Source organism: Campylobacter sp. (assembly GCF_017646085.1).
Taxonomy (GTDB): domain Bacteria; phylum Campylobacterota; class Campylobacteria; order Campylobacterales; family Campylobacteraceae; genus Campylobacter.
Genome location: NZ_JAGCNF010000048.1, coordinates 35,978 through 49,270 on the forward strand (window position 1 = coordinate 35,978; position 13,293 = coordinate 49,270).

10 protein-coding genes and 1 tRNA gene are annotated in these 13,293 nt (G+C 35.1%); all 11 read right to left on the bottom strand.

The window, feature by feature from the left end:
- Positions 1-124 precede the first annotated feature (124 nt).
- Positions 125-4,648 carry a DNA-directed RNA polymerase subunit beta' gene (rpoC, locus tag J6V67_RS02470; protein ID WP_291858042.1) on the bottom strand — a complete coding sequence of 1,508 codons (4,524 nt, stop codon included), beginning with the start codon at positions 4,646-4,648 and terminating at the stop codon, positions 125-127.
- Complete coding sequence (gene rpoB / locus J6V67_RS02475; protein WP_291858044.1) at positions 4,641-8,780, bottom strand: DNA-directed RNA polymerase subunit beta; 4,140 nt, start codon at positions 8,778-8,780, stop codon at positions 4,641-4,643. Before rpoB ends, rpoC begins: the two co-directional genes overlap by 8 nt.
- Before the next feature lie 94 nt (positions 8,781-8,874).
- Positions 8,875-9,249, bottom strand: a complete 375-nt coding sequence (rplL, locus tag J6V67_RS02480; protein ID WP_086246775.1) for a 50S ribosomal protein L7/L12 — start codon at positions 9,247-9,249, stop codon at positions 8,875-8,877.
- 29 nt (positions 9,250-9,278) lie between these two features.
- Complete coding sequence (rplJ, locus tag J6V67_RS02485) at positions 9,279-9,764, bottom strand: 50S ribosomal protein L10 (protein ID WP_291858048.1); 486 nt, start codon at positions 9,762-9,764, stop codon at positions 9,279-9,281.
- A gap of 102 nt (positions 9,765-9,866) precedes the next feature.
- Entirely contained in the window at positions 9,867-10,571 is a 705-nt protein-coding gene (rplA, locus tag J6V67_RS02490; protein WP_291858051.1) for a 50S ribosomal protein L1, read from the bottom strand.
- A gap of 56 nt (positions 10,572-10,627) precedes the next feature.
- Positions 10,628-11,053 (bottom strand): 50S ribosomal protein L11, encoded by a 426-nt coding sequence (gene rplK, locus J6V67_RS02495; RefSeq protein ID WP_086224024.1) that lies wholly within the window; start codon positions 11,051-11,053, stop codon positions 10,628-10,630.
- 11 nt (positions 11,054-11,064) lie between these two features.
- Positions 11,065-11,598: a transcription termination/antitermination protein NusG gene (gene nusG / locus J6V67_RS02500; RefSeq protein WP_179186969.1), complete on the bottom strand. Its 534-nt coding sequence runs from the start codon at positions 11,596-11,598 to the stop codon at positions 11,065-11,067.
- A 6-nt stretch (positions 11,599-11,604) separates the two neighbouring features.
- Positions 11,605-11,784 carry a preprotein translocase subunit SecE gene (secE, locus tag J6V67_RS02505; protein ID WP_086224022.1) on the bottom strand — a complete coding sequence of 60 codons (180 nt, stop codon included), beginning with the start codon at positions 11,782-11,784 and terminating at the stop codon, positions 11,605-11,607.
- 13 nt (positions 11,785-11,797) lie between these two features.
- A tRNA-Trp gene (locus J6V67_RS02510) sits at positions 11,798-11,873 on the bottom strand.
- 25 nt (positions 11,874-11,898) lie between these two features.
- Complete coding sequence (gene rpmG / locus J6V67_RS02515) at positions 11,899-12,066, bottom strand: 50S ribosomal protein L33 (protein ID WP_086226555.1); 168 nt, start codon at positions 12,064-12,066, stop codon at positions 11,899-11,901.
- A 49-nt stretch (positions 12,067-12,115) separates the two neighbouring features.
- Positions 12,116-13,293: elongation factor Tu (tuf, locus tag J6V67_RS02520; protein ID WP_291858062.1), on the bottom strand; the 1,178-nt coding region annotated here is incomplete at its 5' end.

Below are 13,293 nucleotides of genomic sequence, written 5' to 3' on the forward strand. Positions count from 1 at the left end.
TTTTATAATTCAACAAATACTTTATTTAAAAATTAGATCAAATTGTATATTAGAATTTTAGCTGCAGGTTTAAGTAAAATTTAGATCAAAAGACCCAAATTTTACTTAAATTATCAGTAGTGAATTAATCGTTATACTTAATTTTAACCTTTTTATCTTGATAAAGTCCGGTACCAACTGGAATCATACGACCTAAGATAACATTCTCTTTTAGATCTTCAAGATAATCAAATTTAGCTGCTATACTAGCTTCTGTTAGAACTTTTGTAGTCTCTTGGAATGATGCAGCAGAGATAACACTATCACTACCAATAGCTGCCCTAGTAACACCTAAAAGCACTGGCTCTGCAATTGCTGGTTCGCCACCCATTTTAATGATCTTCTCATTTTCTTCACGGAATTTACGACGGCTAACCATATCACCTACGATGAAATTCGTATCGCCGCTATCTACAATTTTAATCTGTCTTAACATTTGAGATACAATAATCTCGATATGTTTATCACTAATAGCAACGCCTTGAGAGCGATAAACTTGCTGAATTTCGCTAATTAGATATCCATGAAGCGCCTTCTCTCCAAGAATTCTTAGCACATCGTGGCTACTTACTAAGCCATCAGTTAATTTCTCACCAGCATGAACAAACTCGCCATCACGGACTTGAATTTGTCTTGATTTATCGATTAGATACTCAGCCGTTGTGCCATCTTCGGCTACTATTACTACTCTTTCTTTAGAGCGTAAAGGCTTTTCAAATCTAATAACACCATCGATTTCAGCAATTATTGCTGTATTTTTAGGACGACGAGCTTCAAATAATTCAGATACCCTAGGAAGACCTCCGGTAATATCTTTTGATTTTGCTACAGCTTTTGGTGTTTTAGCTATAGTATCAGCTCTTTGAACTGTAGCGCCATCTTTGACAAAGATTGCAGTTTTTGGCTCTAGCTGATAACGAATTAGTTTGCCATTATCAGTAGTAATAACAATTGTAGGCTTAACTCCACTTGGCAAGTATTCATTAATAACTAATCTACTTTCACCTGTAGCTTCATCATACTGCTCAGTTACACTATATCCTGGCTCAATATCCTCATATGCTACCACACCGGCTTCTTCAGCAATTACTGGATTTGAGTATGGATCCCACTCAGCTATAACTAATTTAGAATCAGCTTGTGGTCTAGCTAGAATATCAGTAACTACTACATTAGAGCTATCATCAAATTCAATTACGCTATTGCGTGGGATGTAGTGGCGCACAGCCTCTCTATCTTCTTCATCCGCTACTACGACAAACAAGCCTTTTTCTGCTACTATATCGCCTTTTTTAATATCTCTAATTCTTTCTAGATAGTCACCTTTTAAAATATAGTATTTTAACACACCGTGTGCACTAGCTACGATCTCTTGAGTTACTGGGTCGCCATCAGCTACCTTAACTTCACTAGCAAATGGAATACGATTTGGGATATTCCATCCATCTTTTATCATTTCTACTATACTTTCATTCTCTTTTACTTCATCACCTTTTGAGTAAGGAATATAGAATTTACCATCTATCTTACCACTTACACCAGCTAGTTCATTTGGTTTAGCTAAATCATGTTTTCTTAAGACATATTTTACTTCGTCATTTTTACCTTTTACGATAACATTTACATCTTCGTGAGCTATCTCAATATCGATAACACCATCAAATGGGGCTTTTATCTTAGGTTCTACAAGTAAAATAGCAGCATTACGTCTATTAATTACAATAGATTTGCCATTATTCTCATAAGTTTTTAGGTTATAATATCTAATAAAGCCCTCTTTTTGCGCCACAATCTGTCTATCTTGTTGCTCAGTAGATGCTGTACCACCAATATGGAATGTTCTTAGCGTTAGCTGAGTTCCTGGCTCACCAATTGATTGAGCTGAGATAATACCTACAGCCTCGCCTGGTTTAACTAATTTGCCCTCACCAAGATTAATACCATAGCATTTAGCGCATACACCTTTTGGTGCTTTACATGTGATTGGTGTTCTAATACTAATTGATTTTATACCAGCATCAATAATTACTCTAGCTTTAGTCTCATCAATTAATGTACCTTCTGTATATAAAATTTCATTAGTAATAGGATCGATAACATCATCACTTAAAACCCTACCTAAAACTCTCTCTTCTAAACTCTCGATTAACTCGCCACTCTCAGTGATCTCAGTAATCTCAACGCCCTCATGAGTACCACAATCATCCATTGTGATTTTAACATTTTGCGCTACGTCAATTAGCTTTCTTGTTAGATATCCAGCATTGGCCGTCTTAAGTGCGGTATCAGCTAGACCTTTTCTAGCACCGTGAGTTGAAATAAAATACTCAAGAACATTTAATCCTTCACGGAAATTTGAAGTAATTGGTGTCTCAATAATACTACCATCAGGTTTAGCCATTAGACCCCTCATACCAGCAAGCTGTCTAATCTGAGCTGCACTACCCCTAGCACCACTATCTGCCATCATATAGATAGAGTTAAATCCACTCTTATCATTTTTGATAAGCTTCATCATATCGCCAGCTACTTTATTATTTGTATCTGTCCAGATATCAACGATTTTATTGTATCTTTCAGAATCAGTTAGCAAACCTGAGCCATATTGATTTTGAATTTCACGAACTTTTTTCTTAGCTTCATCTACATATGAATATTTACTTTCAGATATAATAATATCAGCTATTGAGATACTTACACCAGCTTTTGTAGCATATCTAAAACCTAAATTTTTAAGCTTGTCCAAAAATCCTGCAGTTGATTCTAAACCGCCATTTTTATAGACATAATCAACCAAATTTGCTATGTCTTTTTTCTTCATTACTTTATTCCACATATTTTCTGGAACTGAGTTCTCGCCAAGATCAGGTAAAATTGATTTAATAATCAACCTTCCAGCTGTTGTAAATACGGTTCTACCATCAATCATTGTTTTAATCTTAGCATGAAGGTCAAGGAAATGAGTCTCAACAGCAATCATTACTTCATCAACACTAGCAAAAATCTTATTTGAGCCAATTACATCTACTTTTTCAAGACTTAGATAATAAATACCAAGAACCATATCTTGAGACGGAACTGTAACAGCCTTACCACTTGCAGGAAGTAAGATATTCATAGAGCTAAGCATCAAAATTTTACACTCAGCAATCGCCTCTTGAGATAACGGTACATGCACAGCCATTTGGTCACCGTCAAAGTCAGCGTTAAAAGCTGAACAAACAAGCGGATGAAGCTGAATAGCCTTACCTTCTATTAGTACCGGGTGAAATGCCTGGATAGACATTTTATGTAGAGTTGGTGCCCTATTTAGTAATACTGGATGATCGGCAACAACTTCTTCAAGGCACTCCCAAACTTCATTTGTCTTATCTTCGATCATTTTCTTAGCTAGTTTAACATTTGTCGCATAGCCTTTTTCTTCCAAACGAGCTAAAAGATGTGGCTTAAATAGTTCTAAAGCCATCTTTTTAGGTAGGCCACACTGATCCATTCTAAGTCTAGGACCAACTACGATAACACTACGTCCTGAGAAGTCAACCCTTTTACCAAGTAGATTTTGTCTAAAGCGTCCTTGCTTACCTTTAATAATCTCGCTCAAAGATTTTAGGGGGCGTTTATTTGCTCCTTTTACATCATTAGCTCTTCTACCATTATCAAATAGAGCATCAACTGATTCTTGTAACATTCTTTTTTCATTGCGAATAATAATCTCAGGAGCATCAAGTTCCATAAGGCGTTTTAGCCTTGCATTACGATTGATAACTCTTCTGTATAGATCATTTACATCACTAACTGCAAATTTCCCACCATCTAGGCTTACTAATGGGCGAAGGTCAGGCGGAAGTACAGGTAGATTTGTAATCATCATCCACTCAGGGCGATTACCTGAATTTAAGAAACTTTCAACTACTTTTAATCTTTTTACAATACTTTTTTTCTTAGATTCGCTATTTGTGCTTCCAATCTCTATTTTTAACTGTTCTAAGATGCTAACAAGATCTAAATTTTCAAGCATATCACGGATTACTTCACCGCCCATTCTAGCACTAAATCCACTATCAGCAAATCTTTGTTCTAAAAGTATATATTGTTCCTCATTTAAAACATCATATAACTCTACTTTTTTGCTGTTTTCATTATCATAGTATGCTTCACCTGGATTTTCTACTATATATGCTTCATAGTACAATACACGCTCTAAGTCTTTCATCTTAATACCAAGAAGTGTACCTATACGACTAGGAAGTGAATTTACATACCAAATATGAGCCACTGGAGTAACTAGCTCGATATGCGCCATTCTAGAACGGCGCACTTTAGAACTTGTGACTTCTACACCACATTTTTCACATTTGATACCTTTATAGCGCATCTTTTTATACTTGCCACATAGGCATTCATAATCCCTAATAGGCCCAAAGATTTTAGCACAAAATAGACCGTCTCTTTCTGGTTTTAGAGTTCTATAGTTAATGGTTTCAGGTTTTTTAACCTCGCCATAACTCCACGCTTTTATACGCTCAGGACTTGCTAATCTTAATTTAAATGCTTCAAAATCCCTTGGTCTTGCATCTTCTTTAATCTCTATAGGTTTTAACTCACTCATTGTTATCATCCTCATCATAAATCTCAACATCTAGTGCTAGAGATTTTAGCTCGTTTGTTAAAACAAAAAATGTCTCTGGAATACCAGTACTTGGGACATTTTCACCTCTAGTTAATGCTTTATAAGCTAGCCATCTTCCTTCAACATCATCTGATTTTACAGTTAGCATCTCACGAAGCGTATGAGCAGCACCATAAGCTTCTAAAGCCCAAACCTCCATCTCTCCAAATCTTTGACCACCACTTAATGCTTTACCACCAACTGGTTGTTGTGTTACTAAACTATATGGACCAGTGCTTCTAGCGTGAACTTTCTCATCAACTAAGTGATGAAGTTTTAACATATACATACAACCAACATTTACACGTTCAGCCATTTTTGATCCGGTTCTACCATCATATAGCTCAGTTTTACCATCCATATCAATCTTAGCCATTTCAAATAGCTTGTTAAATTCTTCTGGTTTAACACCTTCAAATATAGGAGTGGCAAATCTTACACCGCTTGCCCAATCTCTTGCATACTCTATGAGTTTTTCATCATCAATTTTTTCTAAGATTGCTTTAGCATCCATTAATCTTGATACATCGGCTATTTCGATCATTTTGGCTCTTAACTCTGTTATCCACTCTTTTGATTTTCTATCAAAAATTTCTTGAATTTGCTCACCAAGTTTCATACCTACAAGACCTAAGTGGCTTTCTAAAATTTGACCAATATTCATACGGCTAGGAACGCCTAGTGGATTTAATACAATATCTACTGATCTACCATCTGGAAGATATGGCATATCTACATCTGGAACAATATTTGATACAATACCTTTATTACCATGGCGACCTGCCATTTTATCACCGACTTTTAGTTTACGCTTAGTAGCTACATAAACTTTAACAAGTTTAACAACTCCACTTGGTAAAATATCATCTTTTTCTAAAATTTCAAGCTTAGCATCATGCTCATCTTTTAATTTTTTCTTTTCATTTTGGAAGTAGGCTTTCATATCTTCATAGCTTTTTTGCACATCTTTACTAAAGCTTTTTACATATGAATTTAGAGTAAATCTATTTATATTAGCAAGATCTTCTTTTTTAATCTTTTGACCTTTTTCATATGTTGTTTTACCAACTTCTAGATTGCTTTGAAGTTCATTGTTGGCTAATAAAGCAGTTACCCTTAACATCTCTTCACGATCAAGCATTAAAAGTCTATCGTGATGTTCTTTTTCTAAAACATTTTTCTCATCTTCATAAGCTTTAAATGATCTTGAATCTTTTTCATATCCTTTTTTAGTAAAGATTTTAACATCTATTACTACACCTTCCATACTTGCTGGAGCATATAAAGATTTATTTACTACATGACCAGCTTTTTCTCCAAATATCGCTCTTAAAAGTCTTTCTTCTGGAGTTGGCTTAACTTCGCCTTTTGGAGAGACCTTACCTACTAAAATCATACCTGGTTTTATATGAGTACCAATTCTTACAATACCACTTTCATCTAGATGCTCGATCTCCTCTTCTTTCATATTAGGGATATCTCTAGTGATCTCTTCTACGCCATCTTTTAACTCTCTAGCCTCAATCTCTTTTTCATAGATATGAACACTAGTAAATGCATCTGTACGAATCATTCTCTCACTCATCACAATAGCATCTTCGTAGTTATATCCATTCCACGGCATAAAGGCAATTAGAGCGTTTTTACCAATTGCTAACTCGCCTTGATCCATACTAGAACCATCAGCGATTATCTGACCAGCTTCTACTTTTTGTCCCTTTTTTACGATTGGATGTTGGCTAAATGTCGTATTTTGATTGGTACGCATATTTTTTTCCATTGTATATTGATCAATATATGGACCATTTTCATCTTCGCCTAAAATAAATATGTTTTTATTATCAACTTTTTCTATAATACCACTACGTCTTGCCTTAATCGCTTCCCAGGCATCGCGTGCTACGATAGCTTCCATACCAGTACCTACTATAGGCGCTGTTGATTTTAAAAGAGGTACAGCTTGACGCTGCATATTTGAACCCATAAGCGCACGGTTAGCATCATCATGCTCAAGGAATGGAATCAATGAAGCAGCTACACCCATTACCATACCGCTACAAAGGTCAATTAATGTTACATCATCTCTTTTTGCAAGTATCATCTCGCCATCTTGGCGTACTTCAATTAAATCCTCACTAATCATGCCATTTTCATCTAAAATTGTAGATGCTGGCGCTATTATATGTCCCTCTTCTTGAGTTGCTGTAAGATATACAATCTCATTTGTTACCTTGCCATTTTCTACCTTACGATATGGAGACTCAACAAAACCTAAATCATTTACCTTAGCATATGTAGAAAGAGTATTTATAAGACCGATATTTTGTCCCTCTGGGGTCTCAACTGGACAAATTCTACCATAATGAGTAGGGTGAACGTCACGAACCTCAAAACCAGCTCTTTCTTTAACTAAACCGCCTTCACCAAGCGCTGATAATCTACGCTTATGAGTGACTTCGCTCAGTGGATTAGTTTGATCCATAAACTGACTTAACTGACCACCAGTAAAGAATTCCATAATAGTAGTAGTAATCATCTTAGGATTTACAAGATCATAAGGCATAATCTCATCTATATTGTTGCTTAGGCTCGTAAATTTATCCCTAATAGCCTTTTGCATTTTTACAAAACCCAAATGAAGCTCATTAGCCAAAAGCTCACCAATAGAGCGAATGCGGCGATTACCTAAATGGTCTCTATCGTCTATATGGCCTTGACCATTTTTTACCTTAATTAGATATTTAGCAGTTTTAATGATATCTTCATTTGTTAATACTGTTACATAATCAGGTGCATTTAGCCCAAGTTTATGATTCATTTTCATACGACCAACCTTGGTTAGATCATATCTTTCTGGATTAAAGAATAAATCATTTACAAAACTTCGAGCAGCCTCTTTAACCACAGGCTCACCTGGACGCATAACTTTATAAATTCTAATTGCAGCTAGATCATTTTCATCCTCTACACCTTCTGTTTGTTTAAGAAGCTTAAGAGTTTCGTAGTCTTGTAAGAATGAGTTAATAATAGCATCATCAACTCCATTTGCTAGGTCATTTGCAATTTCAATACTATCTTGTTCGTTTGCTATTCTAGCAATTTTGCTCTCATCAAGCTGAGTAAGAGTATCATATAAAACCTCACCGCTATCTTTATCAATAATTGGACTAGCTAGATATCTATTTACCAGTGTTTCAAGAGGATATTCAATAAATTTAACACCATCTTCTATAAGCTTATCAGCCTTTTTCTTAGTAAGTCTTTTGCCAGCTTGATGTAAAATATTGCCATCTTCATCTTTAATATCATAATCCACCCTACCAGTAAAGTCATCTGGATTAAACTCTACTAGGAATTTATTATTTTGAATTTTTAAAGTCTGCATAGGATAAAATAATTTAACAATATCTTGTTTTTTGTATCCCAACGCTCTAAATAAAATAGTAATAGGAACTTTACGACGTTTATTAATACGTACATATAATACATCTTTTGTATCATATTCAAAATAAAGCCAAGAGCCACGATCAGGGATAATCTGAGCAGTATAAATAAGTTTATTTACAACCGTAGGACTCTCTTCTTCTTTAAATATCACACCTGGGCTTCTGTGTAGCTGATTAACAACAACTCTCTCAACACCATTAATAATAAATGAAATTCTATCGGTCATTAAAGGAATTTCACGAACAAATATCTCTTGTTCTTTGATATCCTTTACTCCAATTTTTTCACCTGTTTTTTCATCTCTATCATGAACTATTAATCTAATTTTTATTTTTAAATTTACAGAATATGTAAGTCCTCTTTCCATACACTCTCTAATTGTATATCTAGGCTTACCTATTTCACTGCTGACATATTCAAGCGAAAGTCTATTTTGCGGATCGTGAATAGGAAAAATAGATTTAAATACTTTTTCGATTCCGCTTTCAGTTTGTGAATTATCAAGATTTAAAAAATGATCAAAACTCTTTTTTTGTAATTGTAATAAATTTGGAACATCAATCTCTTTAGCAACATTAGAAAAATCTACCCTAAGACGATTTCCAGAATAAAGGCTATTTAGCATTTTACTACCTCTATAGAATAGTTAATTGAAAGAACGTCGTAAAAACGACAATGGAGTTGGAAGCGAGAAAGTCTCGCTTCTACAAAATTGTAAATTATTTAAGTTCGACTTTAGCGCCAGCTTCTTCAAGTTGTTTTTTAGCTGCTTCAGCTTCTTCTTTACTCGCACCTTCTTTAAGAACTGATGGAGTACCTTCAACAGCATCTTTTGCTTCTTTAAGACCAAGACCTGTTAGCGCACGAACAACTTTAATTACTTCGATTTTTTTAGCACCGCTATCAACTAGAACGATGTTGAAATCTGTTTTTTCTTCAGCAGCATCAGCAGCTCCGCCAGCTACAGCACCAGCTACCATTACTGGAGCAGCACTTACACCAAATTTTTCTTCAAATTCTTTTACTAATTCACTTAGTTCAAGAACTGATAAATTTGAAATAAACTCTAATACATCTTCTTTAGTTATTGCCATTTTAATTCTCCTAAATTTTATTTTTTAAATTAAGCAGATTGCTCTTTTTTCTCTTTAAGCGCATTTAAACCAATAGTGAAATTTTGAATTGGCGCATTCCAAACTTGTAGTAGCATAGCAATAAGTTCGTCGCGAGACGGCATTTTTGACAATGCAACAACTTTAGATACAGGAGCAACTTCACCATCAATATAAGCTGTCTTGATTTTAAATAGATCTTTATTAGCTTCTTCAAATTTAGCTACAACTTTAGTAACTGCTAGTTGGTCTTCACCCCATACAAAGATATTTGTATCTTTAAGTTCCATGCCATCTTTAGCGCAATTAGATAAAGCGATCTTTGCTAATGTGTTTTTAATAACTTGAACTTTTACATTTTGCTCTTTAGCAGCAATTCTTAACGCTTCAAGTTTTTTAACACTTAAACCTCTATAGTCACATACTACTATAGCTTCGCTAGCTTTAAATTCAGCCTCAAGGTTTGAAATAATTTCAGCTTTTTCGTTTCTAGTCACTTTCATTCTCCTTTCCGACCGGTGATTTCAAGCAGAGAGAGCGAAAATACGCTCAATTAAGCTTACGCCTCGGCTATCTCCAATCTAAGATAAAAATATTAATTATTTAAGATCCATAAGCTCTTGAGTTTCAAGAGATATAGATGGACTCATTGTTAAAGATAGTGCTGCAGATTTAATATATCTACCTTTTGCAGCTGCAGGCTTATGTTTATTGATCATTTTAACAAAAGCAGAAATATTGTCATTTAGCTGCTCTTTTGTAAAGCTAACTTTACCTAAACCAGCATGAATATTTCCCTGTTTGTCAACACGGAAATTTACTTGACCACTCTTTGCATTTTTAACTGCTTGAGCAACATCCATAGTAACAGTACCAGTTTTAGGGTTTGGCATTAAGCCCTTTGGTCCTAATAAGCGACCAATTTTACCAACTAATCCCATTAAATTTGGAGTAGCGATAAGTACATCAAAGTTGATAACACCTTTAGCAATTTCATCAACAAAATCTTCAGCACCTACGATATCAGCACCAGCAGCCTTAGCTTCGTCAGCTTTAGCATCTTTAGCAATTACTGCTACTCTTACAGTTTTACCGGTACCTGCAGGTAGAACTACTGAACCACGAACCATCTGATCAGCATGTCTAGGATCAACATTTAATTTAAGTGCTATTTCAACTGTTTCATCAAATTTAGCTGAAGCAAGTGTTTTAACTGTCGATATAGCTTCATCTAAATTATAAATTTTATTTGAATCTACTTTCTTAAGTAGTTCTGCAAATCTCTTTGTATTCTTTTTTGACATTAATTTCTCCGCATTTTTAAAGTGCTACCACTAATTTTAAATCCTAGTGGTTAGGATTAATCTACTACAGTTATACCCATAGAACGAGCTGAACCAGCTATAATTTTAGCAGCTTGCTCTCTATCTTTTGTATTCATATCAACTATTTTTTTATCAACAATCTCAAGAATTTGAGCTTTTGTTAACTTGCCAACTTTATTTTTAAGCGGATTATCCGCACCTTTAGTGATGCCAGCAGCTTTTTTGATTAGATCAGTTGCTGGTGGTTGTTTTGTGATAAATGTAAAGCTTTTATCTGCATAAACAGTGATAACAACTGGAATATTATAACCAGCCATATCTTTTGTTCTTTCGTTAAATGCTTTACAAAATTCCATAATATTAACACCTTTTTGACCTAGAGCAGGACCAACCGGTGGACTTGGATTTGCTTTTGTAGCTGCAATTTGCAATTTAATTTCACCTACAACTTTTTTAGCCATAAACTATCTCCTTAGACTATCTTTTCAACTTGTGAATACATAATTTCAACAGGTGTACTTCTACCAAATATTGATACATTTAAGCGAAGTTTACCATGAACCATATCATACTCTTCTACTGTCGCATTAAAGTTTGCAAATGGGCCTTCTGTAACACGAACAATTTCGCCAGTTTCAAATGAAATTTTTGGTTTAGGCGCTGCTCTTTTACTAACCTTTTCTAAAATAAGATTTATATCTTTATCGCTTAAAGGTGTTGGTTTCTTTGCTTCACCAATAAATCTGCCAACCTTAGGAAGAGACTGAATTTTGTGCCAAAGCGCAGTATCAAGATCCAAATAAGCGAAAGCATAACCTGGATACAGGCTTCTTTCATTAATCTTTTGCTTTCCATTTTTAATCTCAATTACATCTTCAGTAGGAACGATAACTTCTAAAAGTTTCTCTTCAATACCATGATCTTTTACTAGATTTTCAATGGCTCTTTTGACACTCATCTCACTACCTGCATAAGTTTGAATAGCATACCATTTATGTGCCATAATATGTCCTTATACAAGCTTAGAAACAGAAAATGACATAATTAAATCAACCAAAGCCAAAAATAAAGAAACTATAGTTACAACAGCAAAAACTGTTATAAAAGCATTTCTAATCTGCTCTTTGGTAGGAAATATAACCTTGCCAACTTCTGCACGTGATAATTTTAAATAACTTATAAACTTTTCCATATCTAACCTTTTGTGGCAGGGCAAGAGGGATTCGAACCCCCAACCATCGGATTTGGAATCCGGCGCTCTACCGTTGGAGCTATTGCCCTATATAAATACAGCCAAGAAGTTAGCTTATTTTAGCTTAACTTCTTTATGAACTGTATGTTTTTTTAATCTTGGACAATATTTTTTAAGCTCTAACTTTTCAGTTTTTGTTTTACTATTTTTGGTTGTTGTGTAATTAATATCATTGCACTCTGAACACTTTAAACCAATTTTAACTCTATTTGCACTTGCCATATTTTTTCCTTACAAAGGGCGCAAATCAAATTCGCGCCCATAAGTTAAATTACTTAATAATTTTAGATACAACGCCAGAACCAACAGTTCTACCACCCTCACGGATAGCAAATCTTGTACCTTCTTCTAGCGCAACTGGAGCAATAAGCTCAACAGTTATTTTTAGGTTATCACCAGGCATAACCATCTCTGTACCTTCTGGTAGAGTGATTGAACCAGTAACATCTGTTGTTCTTACATAAAATTGTGGTCTATAGTTGTTAAAGAATGGAGTATGACGACCACCCTCTTCTTTAGTTAAGATATACACTTCACCTTCAAATTGTGTATGTGGAGTGATAGATTTTGGCTTACATAGAACCATACCTCTTTCAACATCCTCTTTTTTAGTACCACGTAATAAAACACCTACGTTGTCGCCAGCTTCACCTTGGTCCATCTCTTTTCTAAACATTTCAACACCAGTAACTGTTGTTGTTTGAGTGTCACGGATACCAACGATTTCAATAGTATCGCCAACTTTTACAAGACCTTTTTCAATTCTACCTGTAACAACTGTACCACGACCAGAAATTGAGAATACATCTTCAATTGGCATTAAGAAATCTTTATCAGTTGCACGAGCTGGAGTTGGAATATAGCTATCAACTGCATCCATAAGAGCCATAATTTTAGCTGACCACTCACCATCTGTACCAGCTTTAGCTTCTTCAAGCGCTTGAAGAGCAGAACCGCTAACGATTGGAGTATCATCACCTGGGAAATCATATTCACTTAGAAGTTCACGAATTTCCATTTCAACTAACTCTAAAAGTTCAGCATCATCAACCATATCAGCTTTGTTCATGAAAACAACGATATATGGAACACCAACTTGGCGAGATAATAGAATATGTTCACGAGTTTGTGGCATTGGGCCATCAGCTGCAGACACAACTAGGATAGCGCCGTCCATTTGAGCAGCACCAGTAATCATATTTTTAACATAGTCGGCGTGACCTGGACAGTCAACGTGTGCATAGTGGCGTGTTTCTGTTTCATATTCAACGTGTGCTGTATTAATTGTAATACCACGCTGTCTTTCTTCTGGCGCATTGTCAATTTCGCCAACACCCTTCTGTGCGTCTGCACCAACACCATAGAAGTGTACAATAGCCGCTGTCAATGTTGTTTTACCATGGTCAACGTGACCAATTGTACCAATATTGACGTGTGGTTTGCTTCTTA